This is a genomic window from Oceanobacillus sp. FSL W7-1281, from assembly GCF_037969835.1.
Lineage (GTDB): Bacteria > Bacillota > Bacilli > Bacillales > Amphibacillaceae > Oceanobacillus > Oceanobacillus oncorhynchi.
Genome location: NZ_CP150214.1, coordinates 4,214,976 through 4,236,935, shown reverse-complemented (window position 1 = coordinate 4,236,935; position 21,960 = coordinate 4,214,976). Strand labels below are relative to the sequence as shown.

Sequence of the window (21,960 nt, the reverse complement as noted above, 5' to 3'; positions counted from 1 at the left end):
AAAAATGAGGCAGCTCTTGGCAGAGAGACAATCATCTCATTTGCCGAACTGCCCTTTTCATGACATAAATAATTTTCCTTGATTAACAACAGGCTAGAATTCATTTCATGTCGAAAATCGGGTATGATAAAGACAAAGAAAAGCGAAAGAAGGTAGATAAAATGGTAATATCCCAAGTAATGCAGTTAATCACCGGTGTTTTTGAAGGATTATTGGGTATTCCAGTCTTTGGCGGTATTTATATCATGGGGTCGGGCTATACGCCATTATTCGTCATGCTGATTCTTCATATTATTACATTACTCCTCGCCAGCCGGGATAGAAGATGGATAGCGGGCAGTGTTTTAGGAATTGTAACAAGTATTATTGGCTTCATCCCACTTGTTGGCATGACATTGCATTGGATTACATGTATCGTATTGATTATTTCCGTATTTCAACCAAGAAGATATTAAAAAATAAGCCTCCTGCTACATTAAGAAAGCAGGAGGCTTATTTTTGATAGGAGTAATATATAGTTTATTCCGGCCACCAATGAAAGCCATTTCTTTCAAGCAATTCATCTGCAGCTTTTGGACCCATCGAACCAGATTCATAATTCGGGAAATCCGGTTTTGTATTTGCCCAGCTCGCTAAAAGACGATCAACAAATTCCCATGACAATGCAACTTCATCCCAGTGTGTAAAGTTCGTTGCATCACCAAGCATACTATCGTAAATAAGCTTTTCATATGCTTCCGGAGTATTGATACCAGATTCTGAATCTTGGTGATAAGCCAGCTGAATAGGCTCTGTTAAATTACCATTCCCTGTTTTCTTCGCATTCAAATGAAGTGTAATCCCTTCATTTGGCTGAATGTTAATAACGAGCAGGTTAGGATTTCGTAAATCATCTTTTTTATGATAAAGATTCATTGGAATATCTTTAAATTCCACAACAATTTTGGTTGATTTTTCTTTCATTCGTTTTCCTGTACGAATATAGAAAGGAACGCCGGCCCAGCGATAGTTGTCGATAACAAGCTTTGCAGCAACAAAGGTTTCTGTTGTAGAGTCTTTTAATGCTTCAGCTTCATCCTGATAACCATTGACTTTTTTTCCGTCGATTTCCCCGGGACCATATTGACCGCGGACAAAATACTTGTGAACCTTCTCTTCTTTGATGGTGCGCAGAGCACGCAATACCTTGATTTTTTCCGAACGAATTTCTTCGGTGCTGAGATTGATTGGCGGCTCCATCGCAAGCAGGGCAACCATTTGCAGCATATGGTTTTGAATCATATCCCTTGTTGCACCTGATGCATCGTAGTAGTGTGCGCGTTCTTCAACACCAAGTGTCTCACTGCTTGTTACTTGAATGTTATTGATAAATTGGTTATTCCATAAGTGCTCAAAGATTCCATTCGCAAAACGGATAACTTCGATATTTTGAACCATTTCTTTTCCTAGATAATGGTCGATTCGATAGATTTGATTTTCATCAAAAGCAGCTTGAAGCTCTTTATTCAGTTTTTTGGCAGAAGGTAAATCATGCCCAAAAGGTTTTTCAATCACTAAACGCGTCCATCCAGACGTTTCTTTTAAGCCATGGTCTTTCAGCTGATTGGCAATAGTCCCGAAAAAGTCAGGAGCCATCGCTAAATAAAACAGGCGATTGCCTTCCGTATGATATTCCCGTTCAAGAGATTCCACCATAAATTTTAAGTCAGTATAGGAATCTGTCGATGTAACATCAAATGATTTATAATAAAAATGAGAAGTGAATTCAGATACATCTTCATCCTCGGAAGTCAACCCTTGGATAGACTGCTCTACCTTCTCACGTATAATGTCATTATCCCATCCACGGCGGGCAAGCCCGATAACCGCGAAATTCTCGTCTAGTTTACCGCTCTTATAAAGGCGATAAATGGAAGGATATAATTTACGGTTCGCCAAATCTCCAGTTGCTCCAAAAATCACAATCGTTGCCTTTGGTTGTATAGTTTCACTCATGATTAGGTTCCTCAATTCTTTAGTTTCTGTAAAGATGTTAAAAAATGCGTGTAAGTATCCTCTAAAATGCTGATTTGAAAACAGATGGAAATGTCCAACAGACTAAATCCATCAAGGTTTTGACCGCGCCAATTTGGATTGAAAGGCACATTTTACAGGGAAGCTTTGGAACACGCACAAACACATTAAAAATTCCCTAAAGATAGAAGGGGATTAATCATTAACTTTACAGAATGAATGGTGGCTTTGTCAATTTATTTACCTCTAAAATGGAGTTAATAAATTAATTTTTCAGAATTTGTTTGGAGTGAACTGGATATAATGGAATTATTATAAAAAAAGAGGGGGGAGTATATACAACTGCTTAGCTTGATGGAATTTTTAAAAACCATCTGCAGTAAATATTTACCCAGTTTATCTGAAAAAAGACTGGCTTTATTTTAAAATGATTGGTAAAATATAGACAATTCAAAGAAAGGAAGTGGTCTATTGCTTACAGCACCAGTTATTCTCGAAGAAGAAGCAGACTACATGAAGCATGATCGGCTGACGAAAAAGCTGATTCAAGAGTTTTTTGAAGAGTTTATCGAAGCATTTTTCCCCAATCTCTATCCCTACATTGATTTCTCCAACGTGACCTTCCTCGAACAGGAAGTCTATCTGGATTACCTCAATGGCCGCAAGAAAGAAATAGACGTCCTCGCTGAAGTTAAGCTGAATCATGAAGACAAAATCCTGCATATTCATACGGAAGCACAATCGACCCGTGAAGCAAATTTTCCTGAAAGAATGTTTCTCTATTTTTCTTACCTTTACGCCAAACACCGCAAACCCATTCAACCCATCGCTGTTTTGAGTTATAATAGGGAAAAAGAAGAACCTACGCAATTCAGAATTAATACACCCATCCAAGACGTCCTTCAATTTAACTTTTTACAATTACACTTAATCAAGAAAAACTGGAGAGCTTATATTCAATCAGACAACCCGGCCGCAGCAGCCTTGCTCAGTCAGATGGGATATGAAGAGCATGAGCGGGTTCAGGTGAAGCTGGAGTTTCTGCGCATGATCACCCGGATGAAAATCAACCCGGCGCAAATGGAATTCCTGTATGGTTATTTCGAAACTTATCTAAAACTAAACAAAGAGGAGGAAGCGCAAATGATGGAGCAAATGGAGAACTTGCCGGAGGAGGAAAAAGACATGGTTTTGCAGCTGCCGAATTCTTATTTTGAGAGAGGATTGGAGAAAGGGAAGCAGGAAGGGAGACAAGAAGGAAAACAAGAAGGAAAACAAGAAATAGCTTTAGAATTGCTGGCAATAGGCATGCCAGTCAACCAAATAGCAGAGATCACAAAATTAAGTAAAGAAGAAATTAAAAAGCTGGTAGGCAAGTAAATAAAACGAAGAAACAAACAATTTTCATAAGACAAAAAAGGGAGACATTTAAAAATATACCGTCTCCCTTTTAGAATTGTACGAAGCAAAGCTTTTATCAACGAAGGATTGGTCACTTCAATGAAAATGAAAAAATTACGGCTTTGTCTTCTGCAGCTTCATCATAATCTGATTAATAACCTGGGAAAACATTAGACCAATCGCAATGCCTCCAGCCAGAAGCATCACTTGGGCTGAAAGCTGAATTGCCGTATTATAATCATTTTCAACAAAGTTTCGCATGGCATTATAGGCGACGCCTCCAGGCACGAGCGGGATAATGCCGGATACCGTGAAGATAATGATTGGCCTTTTTAGAATACGGGAACAAACTTGGCTGAGGATGGAGACAAGAATTGCCGCAAAGGTGGTTGCAGCAACGATATCGACATGAAATTCTCTGAGGGTGTAAAAGAGAATCCAGCCAAGCATTCCGACAAGACCGCATGGAATCAATGATTTTTTTGGTGCATTAAATAAAACACCAAAGCCTGCAGATGCAATAAAACTGGCAGCAAGTTGAACAATAATATCAAACATTTGTATTCTATCCTCCATTTAAGCATTCGCAGAGTGTGACGACTTCTGCGTCTGCCACACCGATGAGAGCTGCCTTGTTATTTTCGGATGACAGCAATTAAACTGGAAAAAACCCATAAACCATCGCAATTCCGGCTCCAATCGCTACAGCGGTAAGCAGTGACTCGATTCCCTTGGAAACACCGGAAACAAGATGACCTGCCATTAAATCGCGAATGGCATTCGTAATTGGGAGCCCGGGAACAAGCGGCATAACCGCGCCGATAATAATCATTTCCAGACTTCCGCCAAAGCCGAGCAAAAAACAGATCGCAGCTGTTAAACCAATGAACGATGATCCGATAAATTCTGCGAGGAAGCGGATTTCAATCATTTTATCAAATAGAATCATCGTCGAGTACCCGATACTTCCTGCAAGACAGGCTGGTAAAAAGTCAGCCCACGTACCGCCGAACATTAAGGAAAAACACCCGCTGACCAGTGTGGCTGCAAGCACTTGGAAGCTTAAAGAAAAGGTTGGTACATTTTTTTCTAACGTTTTTAATTTATGATAAGCTGTCTCCAAGGGAAGCTGATACGCGACAATTTCCCGGGAAAGCTGATTCACATCATCAATTTTATGTAGATCTGTAGCGCGTTTGGTAATCCGTAAGAAATAACTGCTTTCAGTATAATCGAGCGAGAAGTGCAGTCCGGTTAATGTAGCATAGCTTTGAGGGTTTTCTACCCCATAAGACTGTGCGATCCGGTCCATGGTATCCTCGACCCGATACGTCTCTGCTCCAGAAGCCAGCATAATCTTTCCGGCTAATAAACATATTTTTTCTACAGTAACAGATTGCTTGCTCAAAACATAACCTCCGCATCCGGTTCAAACTAAGTTCTATTATAGGTAAAGCAGTCCCCGAAAGAAAGGTATAAACCTAAACTTTTTTTGAGAAGTCTTCTTATCCTGGTGGATGTAAATGCAAAAAGAAAACCCGATGTGCAAGAAACACATCAGGATAGATTAGCTGACGATTAACAGAATAAAAACAATTGCAATAATAGGAACCGCATTTCCTAAAGCCATCGCCATAAATATAAATGGCTGGATCCGCTGTTTGAGCTCTTTTTCGACATTACCTGCAGGAGAACGCTGCGAGAAGATATAAAAAATATGAATAATCATTAAAAGGGCAATAATGACAATTGGAATCAGCGCATCCGACATGTCCAGCTGTTCACTTGGCGGGAAGATAAATCCCAGCACAATCATCGCAATTGGCAAGATTTCAAGAATAGAAAATTTGGTAAAAAAACGGTTTAAATGCTGCGGGAACTTTTCCGGCTCTGTCAGCATGTTATCCATGGTGGAACGGAATACAACAATCATTCCAAACACAGCGATAGCAGCTGCTAATACATAAAGATATAAAAACATATGAGGCACCTCCTTTTTACAAGCTGATATTCCTAATGAATGTACCACAGCCGCAGCCTTAAAAAAAGATGCGCTTTACCTATTTCTATTCCAGCAAAATCCCCGCCATGAAAGATTCCCAAAGAATAAACGGATAAATCATTGCGCAATATAGGAAGAGTCCTATATAATTTAAAGAAGTCCACAGGAAATGATGTCGAAATAAGGGAAAAATAAACATACAAATTTCGACATGGAACCTTTAAAGTCTGGCACTTGAAGCCAGATGAGCAAAAAGAAACGCAATGGGAACAGAATAGGAAAATCAACCTATCTTCAACCCTGCTGCTGACCAAATGAAAGCCATTCTTTTTAGGAGTATGTGACTTGTAATATTTAGGAGAATACTATGCTAAACTATGTAGATTTAACAATCGCCTTTTTAATTTCTGTCATCTCAGCTTTGCTGATTACCTATCCAGTGAAAAAGCTGGCAGTAAAAATAGGAGCAATGGATAAACCAAACCATCGAAAAATACATCAGAGTGTCACACCAAGATTAGGTGGATTAGCTATTTTTGCAGGTGCTTTATTAGGTATGCTGTATTTGCAGCCAAGACATGTCTTCATAGATGAAATTTTGATTGGCTCGCTTATCATTTTGATTACCGGAGCGCTGGATGATAAATATACGATACGCCCTTTAATTAAATTATCAGGACAAGTCATTGCCGCAAGTCTGCTGATTTATGCGGGTTTGATTATTGAACGAATCACCATTCCGCTTTTGGGCGTTGTGGAACTAGGCTTTTTAGGTCCGGTGCTGACCTTCTTTTGGATTATCGGAATCACCAATGCCATTAATTTAATTGACGGCTTGGACGGACTGGCCACGGGAGTGACAACAATTGCGATGATCAGTATCTTCGCCATGGCGATTGTGGACACGCAGGTGCTGGTTGCTTACTTATGCATTACCTTTATTGGCGCGAATATCGGCTTTTTATACCATAATTTTTACCCCGCCAAGATATATATGGGGGATACCGGATCTAACCTGCTGGGCTATATCATTGCAATTATTTCGATCTTAGGTCTGTTTAAAAACATTACCTTCTTTAGTTTTATTATTCCGATTGTGATTTTGGCAGTGCCTATTTTTGACACACTGGTAGCAATGATTCGCCGGCTTTATAATAAAGAAAGCATTATGACAGCAGACCGCCGCCATATTCATTATCAATTAATCGATGCCGGCTACAGCCACCGGAAAACAGTGGTGATTATCTATCTGTTCAGCGGCTTGTTCGGGGTGATCGGGATTCTCTTTTCCGAAGCGGATCTGGCCATTTCCCTTGTTTTCACAGCTGTGATGATATTTCTATTACATATTTTTGCGGAACTCGCCGGACTGGTTATGGGAGGGAGAAGACCTATTGTCACTATCCTCCGGCGGATAAAGTCATTTATATTTAAACCGTTTAAGAAAAAGAAGAAATCAAGAAAAAGCAGTGACTAATCGCATGTCACTGCTTTTTTGATGTTCCGCTATAATCAAGCTTCCTTATAAGCTCCAGTATTTAAAGCCTTCAGCTTCCAGCGCATCTCTGCCGTAAGCTCCCTTAATATCGATAAATACCTTCTCATCCGTCCGGTACATTGGATGGAAATCACTTACCTGGTATTCCTGATATTCCTGATGCGGTACAGCTAAAACAACCGCATCCAAATCGGTTAATTGATTATCCTGAACCAATTCAAATCCGAAAACCTCTTTGACTTCCTCAGGTTCTGCTTTTGGATCATGAACCAGCACATCGACACCGTATTCCGTTAATTCATCCACGATATCATTGACCTTCGTATTACGTACATCTGCAACATTTTCTTTAAATGTCAGTCCGAGAATGGCAACACGCGCGCCATCCACCTGCAGCTTCGACTTAATCATTTTCTTGATGATGCTGCTGGCAATATATCTGCCCATATCATCATTGATTTTTCTTCCCGCTAGGATAATCTGCGAATGATAGCCGAGCTGCTCTGCTTTATAGGTAAAGTAATAAGGATCCACGCCGATGCAGTGTCCGCCGACAAGACCAGGAGTGAACTTCAAAAAGTTCCATTTCGTGCCGGCCGCTTCCAGCACATCCTTCGTATCGATATCCATCTTATTGAAAACCATGGAAAGCTCATTCATAAAGGCGATATTGATATCCCGCTGTGAATTCTCAATCACCTTTGCCGCTTCTGCAACCTTGATCGATTTTGCTTCAAAGACACCAGCTTGAATAATGGAACCATATAAAGCGGAGATTTCCTTTAATGCTTCCTCATCTGAGCCGGACACAATCTTTTGGATAGTGACAAGGGTATTCACCTTATCGCCGGGATTGATTCGTTCCGGAGAGTAGCCTACTTTGAAATCCTTTCCGAAAGTCAATTGAGATTTTTCCTCTAAAATAGGAATGCAAACCTCTTCCGTTGTCCCCGGGTAAACCGTTGATTCATAAACAACAATGGAACCTTCCGTAAGGTGTTGTCCAACTGTCTCACTTGCTGAAATCACAGGTTTTAAATTCGGCGTTTTATCCGAATTAATCGGTGTCGGCACAGCGACGATATGAAAGGTACAATCGCTGATATCGCTCGGCGCACTTGTGAATTCCAGGGTAGTTTCCTTTAGCGCCTCACTGCCGACCTCTTCCGTTACATCAATGCCTTTTCGATATTGCGCAATCTTTGCTTCATTCAGGTCAAAACCGACCACATCATATTTTTTTGCTAATTCCACTGCAAGGGGCAGTCCTACATAACCCAGACCAATGACGGAAATCTTAGCTTTTCTATCTTGAATTTGTTGAAATAGATTCATTTATTTAGCCTGCCTTTTTAAATGTAAATTCATGTAACATCTACTTGTTCCATATTATACAATTATCTAAATTAGATGTATAGTAAATGGTAGTTAGACTTATTGTAACCTAAGCGATTTATTTCATTAAAATACACTGGAGGGATGCCGTATGACAGTAAAAAAAGCAATTATCCCCGCAGCAGGACTTGGAACAAGATTTTTACCGGCAACGAAGGCGCAGCCAAAAGAAATGCTTCCCATTGTAGATAAACCGACGATTCAATATATTATTGAGGAAGCAGTGGCCTCCGGAATAGAGGATATCATTATTATTTCTGGAAGAGGCAAGCGCGCGATTGAAGACCATTTTGATAAATCATATGAATTAGAAGAAAAATTAGAGCAGAAGCAGGATTGGGAGACATTAGAACAGGTCAGAAGCATCTCTAAACTCGCGAACATTCACTATATCCGCCAAAAGGAACCGCTTGGCCTCGGGCATGCCATCGGCTGTGCCAGTTCATTTATCGGCAATGAAGCCTTCGCTGTCTTGCTTGGCGATGATATTGTAGTATCCGAAAAACCATGCTTAAAGCAGCTGATTGATGTCCATGAGGAACACCATGCGGCTGTAATAGGCGCACATTCCGTTCCATGGGAGGATGTATCGAAATATGGAATCATCGACCCGAAAAACAAAGAAGAGACGGCAGGCAGAACCAGCTTTGTTCATGATTTAGTTGAAAAACCGGATGCGAAGGAAGCGCCGTCCAACTTGGCTATTATGGGAAGGTATATCCTGACACCGGAAATCTTTTCTATTTTACAGACGCTTGAACCAGGCAAGGATAATGAAATCCAGCTGACAGATGCGTTAAAGAAACTCAATCAGACACAGGATGTCGTTGCTTATAATTTTGAAGGTGATCGATATGACGTGGGCAATAAATTTGGTTTTATTGAAGCAACGATTGATTTTGCGCTGGGAAGACCGGATTTAAAAGCAGATGTGCTGGCGTATATGAAAAGGAAATTAGAAGAAGAGTAAGTAGAAGGGGGATGCGGGCTTTATAGTGGTCTGCATTCTTTATTATATGCAGATAAATTTAATAACTTCTTATTTTTAAACAAAACATTGGGACTTTTCTTAATATTTTGTGGTGGAATTATAAAAGCATAAGGCGGGCAAGCACGTATCTTATGCAATCAAAAACTTCCCCAAGTTGGCAGTAGCTAACTGAAAGGAGGTGAACCCCTTGGGGCAAAAAGAAAATCGCACAATGAAGAAAAAGCGAGAAAGGCAACAAAAAAGAATAGCTATAATCAAAGGTCTGACCACCCTTGCAAAAGATATAGTTGTTCTGATTAAGTTGTTCTTGTCGTAAATAAAAATATTTTTTCGTCCTCATTAATGAGGGCGTTTTTTCAAAAAAAAAAGCTGGGAACCACCCCAACTTTTTTATTCGCCCTTGAAGCGAAAATCGCACAATATTTCTTTACATCCTTATTATAGTAGCAATCAATGCTTTGTGTCAAATAATATTCATGCAAGCAAGCATCTATTTCTTAATAAGGGTGATATATATCTATTCCCTGTAGAGCGCTTTTTATTCATGTTATTTTAAAATAGCACAAGCTTAGTTTGCTGTCATTCTGCTAACTAGATTGAATCACAAATTTACAAGGAAAAAGAGAAAATACTTTTCAAGATCCAGTGCTCTTCGATGATGGCATTCATAAGCTATAAAGTCATCATCCAAAATAAGCCCTCCATCCCTTTGTTTCATTTTTTCTGCTTCAGCAACCGTCCTCAAGCCTTTTTTCACAAAATAGTCACTGTCGAAAATTTATTTATCCGCACCCCTATGTTATAATGCTTCTGGGTAAAATATCGACAAATTACTTTGCAGGGGAATGAAAAAAAATGGGGGAAAAGAAAAAAATATTTTTCTTTATATATCAGTTGGGGTCCGGCGGTGCGGCGAGAACGATGCTCAATTTATTAAATAACATGGATTTGGAGCAGTTTGAGCCGACATTGATTACCTTGAATTATGAAGGCGATTATGAAAAATACTTAAAAAAAGAAATCACCTTTATCAAGCTGCCGACCAGAAGACTGCGTTCGGGAATCATCCCTTTTTCCAAAATAATTAAAAAGGAAAAACCCGATATTGTCTTCAGTACCATTCCTAACTATAACCTCATTGCCATTGCAGCAAGACTGCTGTCCGGTCATAAAGCTAAAAATATTGTCCGGGAAGCAGCGTTACTAGGAACAGAAGGAAAAAGAAATACGAACCTGAAAATATATGGATTGGCCTATCGATTTTCGAAAAAAGTCGTTGCCCTTTCTGAAGGGGTAAGGCAGAATATCATTCAAAACTACAAAGTAAACCCGAAAAAGGTACAGGTTATTTATAACCCGGTCGATGTGGAAAATATAGAATCCTTGATGAAGCAAGGAGAAATTGCCGAGGAGTATCAATCTATATTTAATGACCCGAAAGAAAAAGTGATTATTACAGCAGGACGCTTGGTAGATGATAAGAACCAGGCGACATTGATTCAAGCTTTTGCTAAAGTACGTAAAAATATTTCAGCCAGCCTTGTCATTCTTGGTGAGGGAGAGCTGGAAGAGAAGCTGAAAAAGCAGGTAAAAGCATTGCATCTAGAGGACGCTGTATTTTTTGTAGGCTTTCAGGAAAATCCATATGTTTATTTTAATCAGGCGGATATTTTTGTATTGTCTTCCAAAAGAGAAGGTTTCGGGCATGTGCTGACAGAAGCGCTCGCCGCCAGAATTCCGATTATCTCCACCGATGCCAGACCAGGGGCAGCAGAGGTCCTGGATAATGGTAAATATGGTGTGATTACCCCTGTAGGGGATGCAGATGCACTTGCTGCACAAATGGAAGATGCTTTACATTGGGATGATGAAAAAAGAAACCAGGTCACGGAAAAAGGCTGGGAACGAGCGGTATCCTTCCGTGCAGAGAAAATCGTCAAAGAATATGAGAAGCTCTTTAAACAAACGATTGATCAATAACGATGAATAACCAATAGAGAGGACAGCTGCAATGAATGAAAAAAAACGTGTTGTTCATTTAACAACAGTACATCATCCTTATGATCCGAGAATTTATCATAAGGAATGTAAATCATTAAAAAAAGCTGGATTCGACGTATACTTAATTGCCAAAGAAACAGAAACAGGAATAGATAGAGAGAGCGGCATCAAGCATATCCCAATCAAAGATTACAAAAGCAGATGGGAACGCATGACCAAGGGCGCCTGGACACTTTATAAGCAGGCGAAAAAATTAAAAGCGGATGTGTATCATTTTCATGACCCGGAGCTGCTGCCAGTCGCATGGCTGCTTAAAAATCGCCGGAATCATGTGATATATGATATTCATGAAGACTACATCACGAGCATGCTGCAAAAAGAATATTTACCGAAGCCGCTTCGTAAATTTGCTGCCAAAGCATATAAGAAAATGGAGCAGTTTTTCACAAAAAAGATGGAACGAATCCTTGCTGAAAAGTATTATAAGGATATTTATCCGGACGGGGAATGTGTGTTAAATTATCCGATGGTAAACACCGCTTTTATAAAGCATCAGCGCAAAGGAAAAATAGAAGATAAATTGATTTATACGGGCAATGTAACAGATGTGCGCGGTGCATTTCTGCATGCAAAATTGCCTTTAATAGATGAGAAAATTACCATGAATTATATTGGTAAATGCTCCACAGAATTCGCAGATGAAATTTACCACATTGCTGGCAGCCAGTCAGACCGGATTCAAATCAATGGAGTGAACCAATACATTCCAAAAGAAGAAATTGAACAAGCCTATTTGAAGCATAATTGGCTGGCAGGGGTTGCGATTTTTCCGGAAACAGAGCATTATATGAAGAAAGAATTAACCAAGTTCTTTGAGTATATGAATGCTGGTATTCCAATTATTTGTTCCAACTTCCCTGTCTGGAAGCATTTTATCAATCAATATCGATGCGGTATCACAGTAGACCCCCATAATGACCAAGAAATAAAGGATGCGCTGGATTATTTAAGAAATCATCCGGATGCAGCGAAACAGATGGGCGAAAATGGGAAAAAAGCTGTCCAGGAACAATTGAATTGGAGAGCGGAAGAAGAAAAATTGATTGCCATTTACCAGCGTTTAGGAAACAAATAGGACGAAGTGAAGTAGGTGAACAACTTGGGAGATAGCAAACCGATAGTCTCTGTCATTACGCCAACCTATAACTCCGAGCAGTTTATTGCAGAAACCATTGAATCGGTGCAGGCACAAACTTTTTCGGATTGGGAAATGAATATTGTGGATGACTGCTCGACAGACCGGACGGCCGAAATTGTGAAAAGCTATGCCGAAAAAGACGCACGTATCCATTTAACCGTATTAGATACGAATCAAGGCTCTGCCATTTCACGCAACACAGCTATGGATCAGTCGAAAGGACGCTATATTGCCTTTTTAGACAGCGATGATTTATGGCTGCCGGAAAAGCTGGAAAAGCAGCTCGCCTTTATGCAGGACAACGGGGTTGCCTTTTCATTCACACAGTATGTGCGTATGAATGAAGACGGCACAGATACCGGTGCAATCAGCACAGCCCCTGCAACCGTGACGTATGAGGATTTAATGAAACGCTGCGTCATCGGCTGCCTGACCGTCATGTTAGATCGTGAAAGAATAGGCGAACGGCGCATGGTCAATATCCGTACCAGACAAGACTACGCTTTCTGGCTGGAAATCACCAGAAACGGCCACTTTGCCTATGGACTTTCAGAAGTGCTCGCAAGGTACCGCCTCGTAGGCAACTCCATTTCCAGCAACAAATGGAAAGCAGCCAAAAGAAACTGGTACGTATTCCGGGAAGTAGAACAGCAAACCCTTCCCAAAACCCTATACTACTTCTCCCACTACGTAACCCGCTCACTCCGGGATTTACTGAAATGGAATGCAAAGAAGTAGGGGATGTTTTATAGCTATAATAGGTTGAGTTATTAGACCGTATTCGTTCATTTTTTATAATGGAAATGAACAATCCATGACTAGAATATATAACTAGCGGAAGAAATACACGGAGACTCCTGCGGGAAAGCGCAATGGTCTTCGGTGGGGCGAGTAATCGCAGTCCCAGGGTGAAGACCCCGCAGAAAAAGCGAACTTCTTTTTCGAGGAGGCTGAGCGCAAGCCCGCGGAAAGCGTAGTGTATTTCTGGAGCGATCGCTATAAAGCAGCATCTAATTCAACTCATGCTATTTTTATAAAACAACACCATTTTAGTGTATAATAGCAACTAGGCTCAGGAATCCTTCTAATAAGGACCCCTGACAATTAAAAGATGGAAAAAATCACTTTCCTGACAGGACAACCGCAGTATGTCCATAAATAGAAAGTGTTGAAACAATTAGGCGGTGTCAAATTATAATGAAAAACTATATACAAGAGATTTTACGGAGAAAAGATTTACTCTTCTACCTCGTAAAATCCGGACTCAAAGCGGAGCACCGAAACAGCTACCTCGGTTACTTCTGGTGGCTGCTCGACCCGCTGTTAAACGTACTCGTATTTTATTTCTTAGTCGTTATTATCTTAGATCGCGGCGGCGAAAATTTTGGTCTATTCCTGGTTGTTGGTTTAGTTGTCTGGAGATGGGTATCGACAAGCATGAACTCAGCATCTAAATCGATTTTAAGGTACAGTTCGATTATTAATCAGGTCTATTTGCCAAAATCATTATTTCCGATATCCTTTACGCTGACGCAATTATTTAACTTTGGATTTGGCTTAATTGTCATTGCAGGATTTTTGATAGCATATGGTGTTTTCCCAGATTGGCATGTTATCTATTTGCCAGCGCTAATCCTGATACAGCTAACCTTCCACTTAATGCTGGGACTTGTATTAGGATACGCTACAATATTTATTCGGGATATCGATAATTTACTCAGCTATGTGACGAGACTCTTTTTCTACGCGTCACCAATCATTTGGGAAGGCGGACGCTTGCCTCCTGAATACAGTTTCTTTGTCGATATTAATCCGATTGCGATACTGGTAACATCCTACCGTGATATTTTAATGTTTCATCGGGCACCGGACTTTCTAGGCTTGAGCATCATTTTTGTTGGAAGCTTAGCAATATGTGTCTATATGATTTATTATTACAGTAAGAACGAACACAAGATTATTAAAGCATTGTAATCCATGATGCGCCTTTAGCAGAATGGAATGAATCAAGCACGCAGCACAGGATAAAAATTCCCTCTCTCTTTTTAGGGGAGAGGGTTTTACAGAATACTGGAGCATGACCTCATGGTTCAGATAAAAAGCTATCGTGCGATAAAAGAGGTTTTATTATGTCAAATCATGATAATGAAAAAATCGATAAACAGTCAAAAGAAGAGGTTGTTGTTTCGAAAAATATAGCCGTATCCTTTCATGATAACCGGCATGCTGATGATTTAAAATCCACCCTGACGAACCTTTTCAAGAAGAAAAAAAATAAGAAGAAATCGGAAAAGGTGTGGCCGTTAAAAGATATTACATTTACCGGCTATCAGGGAGAAATTTTAGGAATTATCGGTTCAAACGGTGCCGGAAAAACGACGTTGAGCAAAATCATTACCGGTATTCTTACACAGGATGAAGGAATAATGAACGTTGATGGAAATGTAACAGCTCTTTTCTCTTTCGGGATGGGCTTTAATAAAGAACTGACAGGAAGAGAAAATGTCTATTTAAATGGAATGATGCTCGGCATTAATAAGCAATTAATTAATGATTATATTGAAGATATTCATGAATTCTCGGAGATTGGGCAGTTTTTTGACCAGCCGATGAAATACTATTCCAGCGGGATGAAGGCGCGGCTTGGTTTCAGTGTCGCCTCTCACCTTCAGCCGGAAATCCTCATTTTGGATGAGGCATTGAACACAGGAGACGTGAAATTTGGCAGCAAGGCAGCAGCAAAGCTCAAGGAGCTGGTTGCGAATGCGAAAATGGTAGTGATTGTTACCCACAGTCTGCGTTATGCCCAAAAGAACTGTGACCGCTTGATTTGGCTGGACAATGGATATGTCAAAGAAATTGGAGATCCCAAAACCGTCATTGAGCATTATAAAGAAACGGTTCCCCCCGTTGCGCGTCAAAGAAGGCAAAAGCGCAGTCTGAATGTGACTAAGACAGAAACAAATGTCGGTAAGGAATCGATCGTAAAAGCAGAGAATGTCGGCATATCCTTCAAGCTGCAAAATAAAAAAGAAGACTACTGGGCATTAAAAAATGTCAGCTTCGATATTAAAGAAGGAGAAGTCGTCGGCATCATCGGGCATAATGGCGCCGGGAAAAGTACACTCTGTAAAGCCATTACAAACATACTCAGACCCGATGAGGGAACATTGACGGTAAATGGCCAGACATCCTCTCTGCTCGGCTACGGTACAGGTTTTAACGCACAATTAACTGGGACAGACAATATTTATTTAAATGCGATGCTGTTAGGAATCCCAAAAGAACGTGTCGATGAAAAATATGAGGAAATCATTGAATTCTCCGGTATCCGAAAAGCAATCGATAAGCCGGTAAAGCATTATTCAGCAGGGATGAAATCACGCCTCGGCTTTAGTATCGCAGCGATTTTAAAGCCCGATGTATTTATCGTCGATGAAGCCCTGTCAACAGGCGACCTTGCCTTTCAGGAAAAAGCCAGTGTCCGCATCCAAGAGATGATGGACCACGCCAAAGCAGTCATCATCGTATCCCACAGCATGGGCTTTGTCGAAAAAGTATGTACCAGAGGCATCTGGATGGAACAGGGCCAAGTGAAATTCGACGGCACCGCAGAAGAAGCCGTCGCAAAATACCGCGAAGCCATGGGCGTCCAAAAAAAGCCAGCAAAGAAAAAACCAAAAGTCATCAACGCCAAACAACCAGTCAAAGCAAACGCAGCAAAAACAAAAAGCGCAGAACAGAAATAAAGCAATGAATTAAGTAATTCTATAATTTAAAAAGAAATTCTTTTAATAATGAAATATAATTTTGGGTTAGAAATTTGGGGGTTAGAAATGACCACCAGCGGAGGAAAAACACGGAGACTCCTGCGGGAAAAGCGCCGTGTGAAGGCCCCGCAGAAAAAAGTGAACTTCTTTTTTCGAGGAGACTGAGGGCAAGCCCGCGGAAAGCGTAGTGTTTTTCCGCAGCGACGGCAAGGAAACTCCTTATACAGGTTCATTCTTTCCCTATAAATTCAACGGAATGAAAAATGGTGGTGTCATAATGGCAGGAGTTATTAAAAAAATCGTGGCAGAACCAGTAGATTGGTTTATCTACTCGGTTTTAGGAGAGAAACAGCGCAAATACCTCTTAAACATCTTAAGCAACCAGCAGAAAGACGCCATCAAACGCGTCTTGCTCGGCAAAAAAGAAGCAGAGAGACAGCGCCTGAAACAAATCAAGTTCCATTTATATAATCTGGGCTTTATCGAGAAAGGCTTAGCCGATTTAGAAGCCTATATACAGGAAGCAAACGATCCATCCTTAAAAAGAACAGCAGCCTGGGAAAAAGTACTCTGGCATGCCAATCAATATAATGAAAAGGATGCGGCGATTGCATTAGAATATCTTCCGCTTGCCGAAGAAGGCGAAGTGCAGCCGGACCAGCAGCGCCGTATCGCTATTATCAAAGCAGAGCTGCTGGATGAAACGGGCGAGCGTGAAACAGCCAGAAACGTCTTACAGGACGCTTTAAAAGCAGGAGAACACGCAGATATCTATCTGGCGTTAGCAAATTTAGAAGCGGATATCAAGGATCGATTTGTTTATATCAATAAAGCATTCTCTCTCTATGACCTGGATAACATTGCCACCGATGAAACAGGCCAATATGACGGCCTCCATACCATCAAAACACATGAAAATATTTCAGATGGACCGCTGATTTCTGTCATTATTCCTGCCTATAATGCCGGGGATGGAATCAGGGTAGCAATTGAATCGATTCTGGAGCAGACATGGCAGCATATCGAATTAATTATTGTCGATGACCATAGCCCGGATAACACATTAGCAATCGTACAGGAATATGCAGCAAAAGACAGCCGGATTAAAGTCATGCAGACCCCGCAAAACAGCGGTCCTTACATTGCACGCAATATTGCACTGGAAGCAGCGGCTGGCGAATTTGTGACCGTGAATGATTCAGATGATTGGTCGCATGCCTCCAAATTAGAGATTCAGGCGAAGCATCTATTAGCAAATACAGAGGTGGTTGCCAATACCTCCGAGCATGCGAGAATTACCGAAGAGATGACGTTGTACCGCAGGGGAACGCCAGGAAAATACATCTTCCCAAATATGTCATCGATTATGTTCCGCAGGGAGCCTGTATTAGAAAAAGTCGGATATTGGGACAGTGTCCGTTTTGCCGCAGATGGCGAGTTTAAACGCCGTTTGTTAAAAAGCTTTGGCACACGGACTTATGTTGACTTAGCTTCTGGTCCGTTATCCCTGCCAAGACAAGCTGTCACCTCCTTAACAGGAAGCTCCGCCTTTGGCTATAACGGCTTCTTTATGGGTGTGCGCAAGGAGTATGTGGAATCATTGGAGAATCATCATCAACGGGCAGAGGATGTCCGCTATGCTTATCCAATGACGGAACGGCCATATCCCGTGCCGGAGCCAATGTGGCCGGCCAAGGAAGAAAAAACAGAGGGCGTCCGGAAATTTGATGTCGTTATTGCCACAGATTTTCGGGCATTGAACGAAGCAGATTGGCACGTATTCAACGACTGCTTACAAGCGTCAGGGACCCGAATCGGCCTGGTGCAAATCAACGCCTATGATTTCGCGCTTCCGAAAAAAATCGACGAAGGCATTCGTCAAAAATTAGATGGAGATCGTCTGCAGATGCTTGTCTACGGAGAAAAGGTTGATGCCGAGAAGACCGTATGCATCAAGCCGACCGTGTACCAGTACCAACAGAAGTATCTGCCAACCTTGACGACAAAGCAGCTGGCAGTTGTGCTGACAGAAGCACCTGACAACCAGGCAGCTCTAAACAATGCCGCCAAGCATATCGAAGAATATTTTGGCCAGCTGGGAGCATGGTTCCCGGCGGATGAACAGATACAGCAGGAAATCAAAAATACTATTCCAGCAACGGAAATCAAACAGGCATATGCCGACCGTGTATGGGAAAAGAGTTGTCTAGAAAATGAAACAACCAATCGATAAAACCGAGCTTCACACACGTCTGCAGCACGCGGAAGAAGCGCTCGATACCAAAAGAAAAGAAGAAGCAGCATTAAAGGAGACTTATAGACGCTATAAGTCTGCCTTTTTGTTTGCAGAAACCTTAAAGCAAAAGGCTGCCGGCTGGAAGAAAAACAGTATTTCGCTGGCAAAAGCAGTCCCTTCCTATGCTCTGGGACGAAGAAATATCAAAAAGCTCTACAGTACTTCTTATAAGCAGAAGGACGCCAGTAACCAATTGAAGCCGGTCAAAAATTATTTATATGACCTCGGCTTTGAAGAACGCGCTCTCAGCGATTTACAGGCTATGCTGTATCAATCCAACAATAAGTATCTTGTCAAAGCAGCTGCATGGGAGCTGGGGTTTTGGTTTGCCAATAAACTGACTCCAAACAGTGCAGAGCAAGCCGTCACCTATCTGGAAATTGCGCTCGAGGGAGAGCAGAATATAGACGTGCGCCGTCGTATTATCATCCTGCTTGCCGAAGCTTATAAAATACTGGGGCAGCATGCAAAAGGGATACAGCTGATCAAAGAAGCACTGAAACAAGCGCAGCATCCCGATTTACTGCTGGCATTGGCCAACCTGTGCCGAAATCAGGAGGACCGCCTGTATTGGATCAATGAAGTGCTGCATGCGTATCAGCTGGAGCCGCTTTATATCAATAATGCAATCTCAGGCGCTTATCTCTATGATCAATTAGACACCCGCCCGATTCAGATAAAAGAGGAGCAGAATGAACAGCCTAAAATTACGGTCATCATTCCAGCATACAATTCGGAATCGGGCATTTCTGTTGCATTAAGATCATTGACAAAGCAAACGTGGACAAACCTGGAAATCATCGTTGTCGATGACTGCAGTCCGGATCAAACCGCAGTTGTGGTCAAAGAATGGATGCAGCAGGATGGCAGAATTAAGCTCTTACAAACCGAAACAAATTCAGGACCGTACGTAGCCAGAAATATCGCACTCCAGCAAGCAACAGGAGAATTCGTGACCATTAATGATGCGGACGACTGGTCTCATCCGCAAAAAATAGAAATCCAGGCACGCCATCTGCTGGAAAATCCGTCTGTTATCGCCAATACATCGGAGCATGCCAGGCTGACAGAGGGTTTATATCTGTATCGCAGGGGGATGCCGGGGAAATATATTTTTTCCAATATGTCATCCATTATGTTTCAGAGAATTCCAGTTTTAGAGAAGGTCGGCTATTGGGATGCGGTGCGCTTCGCCGCAGACAGTGAATTTAAAAAGCGGCTGGCGCTCACCTTTGGCGCAGAGCAGGTGAAGGATCTGCCGACTGGACCGCTTTCCTTCCCGATGCAATCCTCCGGTTCGTTAACGGGGAATTCCTCCTTTGGCTATAACGGCTTTCTTATGGGAGCGCGCAAGGAATATGCCGAGGCACATAACCGGATGCATCAGCAAGCAAAGGATGTATATTTTCCGTATCAGCAGCAGGAGCGTCCGTTTGCCGTGCCGAAGCCGATGCTTGAAAAAGGAGCCCGGCATCAGGTGGATGTTGCGTATATAGCAGATTTTCGCCAATATGATGCGGAGATAGGCAAGGAAATCAAATGGCTGAAGGAAAATGGCTTTACGGTTGGTTTGATCCAGCGCGGGATATATGATTTGAAGCAATCCAAGTTTATCCATCACAAGGTAAGGGACTTCGTAGATGGGGAGCAGGTATGCATGCTCGTTTACGGGGAAAAAGCAGAAGCACAGCTCACTATTATCAAAAATCCGCTTATCTTTCAGGAAAAACAGCGCTATGTGCCGGAGCTCAAGACAACCGCAGCCAAGGTCATTATTAATAAAATACCGAAGAAAAATAATCCGGAATACAATATGCGCCAATGCGCAATGAGGCTGCACCGCTATCTGGGACAGGCAGCCGCATGGTATCCGGCGAGCATAGAAATCAGAGAACAGCTGATTGAGGAACAGAGCCATACCATCCGCTATTATCCAGTGGCGGCATCCAATTGGATAGAGGAAGAGCAGGCCTTTAGAAAGATGCTGAAAGATAATTTTGTCGTTCCAGGCAAATGGAAGGAAGGAGGGTATGAAGATGCCAGAGGATAAATCGTATGAAGAACTGATTGATCAGCTTATCGAAAAAGAAGCGCAGGTAGATGATACCAAAGCAAGTATTGCCAAGACAGATAAACAAATTAAAAAAATCATGAAAAGCAATACGTATCAAAAAACAGCTTCTATTCGCAAACTCCTTCCTTCCGGGAAAGAAAAAGACAATTATATCGCTTATCTGGAAGAACAGCTTCTTCACTATCAATCGGAAACCGTTTTGTTGAAGGAGCAGTTAGCAGAACGCGAAAAAGCGCTCGAGCAATTTGATTATAATACCCTTTGGAGATATATCAAAGAAAAGAAAGACAAAGGAAAAATCATTGCGGAATTAGATAAACGCATCGAGCAGAAAAAATTAGAAGACCGTCATTTCCGGGGTTTGCTGGAGGCAGCTGCACGGCAGTTCCAGCAGGAAGAAACGGTCTTTAAACAGCGGATTTTCACAAAAGTATTAGCCGGAGCCAAAGGGCATGCTTCTGAATTCATGGCACGCGCAGGACTTACGGAAGACCCTGTCAGCCTGGCGGACGTCGCTTCCTATCGCGCCTGCATGAATATGCGTGTCAGACAATATCAGCTGTTAGGAACGCTCCCGGAATATGAATTAGACGATAAGCAGACAGCATATCGCTTTATGGAAAAACAAGCGATACGCACGCCTGGCAGCCCGGAGGATATCTACACGATAGAATCCCTGCCGGAGGAAGAAAATATTGTTATCAAGCCGGCAAATGGAGCTGGAGGACGTGGAGTTTACATTGTATATGCATCTAGTGATATAATAAGTGTAAAGACAGGCGAGAAATTGTCGAACTGGTCTTTACTGAAGCATCGCATGGAGAAGGATCTGCAGGAAAATAAAGTGGATCAGGATGCCTGGCGCATCGAAGAATTAATTCTAGAGGATACTGCTAATAAGGTATCCGGACGCGATGTGAAGTTTTATTGCTTCTATGGCAAGGTCGGCGTTATCCTGGAAATCATCCGCACGCCAGAGATGAAATACTGCTGGTGGGATGGACAGGGGAAACGTATCCAGACAGGAAAATATGAGGACAAAGCCTTCGAAGGCAAAGGAGTCTCCAAGGAAGAAATCGACATGGCAGAGAGAATCAGCAGTCTGATTCCCAGCCCCTTTATGCGAATCGATTTTCTGCGATCCGAAAATGGATTGGTTTTTGGAGAATTTACACCAAAACCGGGCAATTATGATGAATTCAATGATAAAATAGACACATATTTAGGAAATTTATTTATCGAAGCACAGGGGAAGTTAGATAGAGACCTGCTTCAGGGAAAAGTATTTAAAATATAAATGCAAAATAACGAATCAAAATGG

General features: G+C 41.7%; 18 protein-coding genes. 13 read left to right on the top strand and 5 right to left on the bottom strand.

Features of this window, described 5'->3' with window-relative positions; translation table 11 throughout:
- Positions 1-161 precede the first annotated feature (161 nt).
- Positions 162-455 (top strand): hypothetical protein, encoded by a 294-nt coding sequence (locus tag MKX55_RS20565; protein WP_042529572.1) that lies wholly within the window; start codon positions 162-164, stop codon positions 453-455.
- A 64-nt stretch (positions 456-519) separates the two neighbouring features.
- Here MKX55_RS20565 and zwf read toward each other — a convergent pair whose 3' ends face one another.
- Positions 520-1,995: a glucose-6-phosphate dehydrogenase gene (gene zwf, locus MKX55_RS20560; protein ID WP_256705199.1), complete on the bottom strand. Its 1,476-nt coding sequence runs from the start codon at positions 1,993-1,995 to the stop codon at positions 520-522.
- Between the two features lie 489 nt (positions 1,996-2,484).
- Here zwf and MKX55_RS20555 point away from each other — a divergent pair, with 489 nt between their 5' ends.
- A complete protein-coding gene (locus MKX55_RS20555) occupies positions 2,485-3,393 on the top strand; it encodes an Rpn family recombination-promoting nuclease/putative transposase (protein ID WP_256705198.1) in 909 nt (302 codons plus the stop codon).
- A 135-nt stretch (positions 3,394-3,528) separates the two neighbouring features.
- Here the strand turns inward: MKX55_RS20555 and MKX55_RS20550 are convergent, their stop codons facing one another.
- From MKX55_RS20550 to MKX55_RS20540, 3 genes are all read right to left on the bottom strand, one after another.
- On the bottom strand, positions 3,529-3,972 hold the full coding sequence (locus MKX55_RS20550; protein WP_042529577.1) for a threonine/serine exporter family protein: 444 nt from the start codon (positions 3,970-3,972) through the stop codon (positions 3,529-3,531).
- Positions 3,973-4,069: 97 nt separating this feature from the next.
- Positions 4,070-4,822: a threonine/serine exporter family protein gene (locus tag MKX55_RS20545; protein ID WP_042529579.1), complete on the bottom strand. Its 753-nt coding sequence runs from the start codon at positions 4,820-4,822 to the stop codon at positions 4,070-4,072.
- A 159-nt stretch (positions 4,823-4,981) separates the two neighbouring features.
- Entirely contained in the window at positions 4,982-5,395 is a 414-nt protein-coding gene (locus tag MKX55_RS20540) for a hypothetical protein (protein ID WP_042529581.1), read from the bottom strand.
- Between the two features lie 388 nt (positions 5,396-5,783).
- Between MKX55_RS20540 and MKX55_RS20535 the strand changes: the two genes are divergently transcribed.
- A complete protein-coding gene (locus MKX55_RS20535; protein WP_339234632.1) occupies positions 5,784-6,893 on the top strand; it encodes an MraY family glycosyltransferase in 1,110 nt (369 codons plus the stop codon).
- Between the two features lie 45 nt (positions 6,894-6,938).
- Here MKX55_RS20535 and MKX55_RS20530 read toward each other — a convergent pair whose 3' ends face one another.
- Entirely contained in the window at positions 6,939-8,249 is a 1,311-nt protein-coding gene (locus MKX55_RS20530) for a nucleotide sugar dehydrogenase (RefSeq protein ID WP_339234630.1), read from the bottom strand.
- 151 nt (positions 8,250-8,400) lie between these two features.
- Between MKX55_RS20530 and galU the strand changes: the two genes are divergently transcribed.
- The 10 genes from galU (at position 8,401) to MKX55_RS20480 (ending at position 21,936) form a co-directional block, all read left to right on the top strand.
- On the top strand, positions 8,401-9,279 hold the full coding sequence (gene galU, locus MKX55_RS20525) for a UTP--glucose-1-phosphate uridylyltransferase GalU (RefSeq protein ID WP_212929176.1): 879 nt from the start codon (positions 8,401-8,403) through the stop codon (positions 9,277-9,279).
- A gap of 208 nt (positions 9,280-9,487) precedes the next feature.
- Entirely contained in the window at positions 9,488-9,616 is a 129-nt protein-coding gene (locus MKX55_RS20520) for a hypothetical protein (protein ID WP_281422729.1), read from the top strand.
- A gap of 539 nt (positions 9,617-10,155) precedes the next feature.
- Positions 10,156-11,280: a glycosyltransferase gene (locus MKX55_RS20515; RefSeq protein WP_339234626.1), complete on the top strand. Its 1,125-nt coding sequence runs from the start codon at positions 10,156-10,158 to the stop codon at positions 11,278-11,280.
- A 31-nt stretch (positions 11,281-11,311) separates the two neighbouring features.
- Entirely contained in the window at positions 11,312-12,436 is a 1,125-nt protein-coding gene (locus MKX55_RS20510; RefSeq protein WP_339234624.1) for a glycosyltransferase, read from the top strand.
- Between the two features lie 24 nt (positions 12,437-12,460).
- Positions 12,461-13,237 (top strand): glycosyltransferase family 2 protein, encoded by a 777-nt coding sequence (locus tag MKX55_RS20505; RefSeq protein ID WP_256705191.1) that lies wholly within the window; start codon positions 12,461-12,463, stop codon positions 13,235-13,237.
- A 459-nt stretch (positions 13,238-13,696) separates the two neighbouring features.
- The gene (locus MKX55_RS20500; protein WP_339234620.1) at positions 13,697-14,473 is read left to right on the top strand and encodes an ABC transporter permease; all 777 of its coding nucleotides are present in this window, start codon (positions 13,697-13,699) and stop codon (positions 14,471-14,473) included.
- A gap of 155 nt (positions 14,474-14,628) precedes the next feature.
- The gene (locus tag MKX55_RS20495) at positions 14,629-16,248 is read left to right on the top strand and encodes an ABC transporter ATP-binding protein (RefSeq protein WP_339234618.1); all 1,620 of its coding nucleotides are present in this window, start codon (positions 14,629-14,631) and stop codon (positions 16,246-16,248) included.
- Positions 16,249-16,546: 298 nt separating this feature from the next.
- Positions 16,547-18,502, top strand: a complete 1,956-nt coding sequence (locus MKX55_RS20490; protein ID WP_339234615.1) for a glycosyltransferase family 2 protein — start codon at positions 16,547-16,549, stop codon at positions 18,500-18,502.
- Positions 18,483-20,615 (top strand): glycosyltransferase family A protein, encoded by a 2,133-nt coding sequence (locus MKX55_RS20485; RefSeq protein ID WP_339234613.1) that lies wholly within the window; start codon positions 18,483-18,485, stop codon positions 20,613-20,615. The genes MKX55_RS20490 and MKX55_RS20485 overlap by 20 nt, the downstream gene beginning before the upstream one ends.
- Entirely contained in the window at positions 20,602-21,936 is a 1,335-nt protein-coding gene (locus MKX55_RS20480; RefSeq protein ID WP_339234611.1) for an ATP-grasp fold amidoligase family protein, read from the top strand. The genes MKX55_RS20485 and MKX55_RS20480 overlap by 14 nt, the downstream gene beginning before the upstream one ends.
- Positions 21,937-21,960 lie beyond the last annotated feature (24 nt).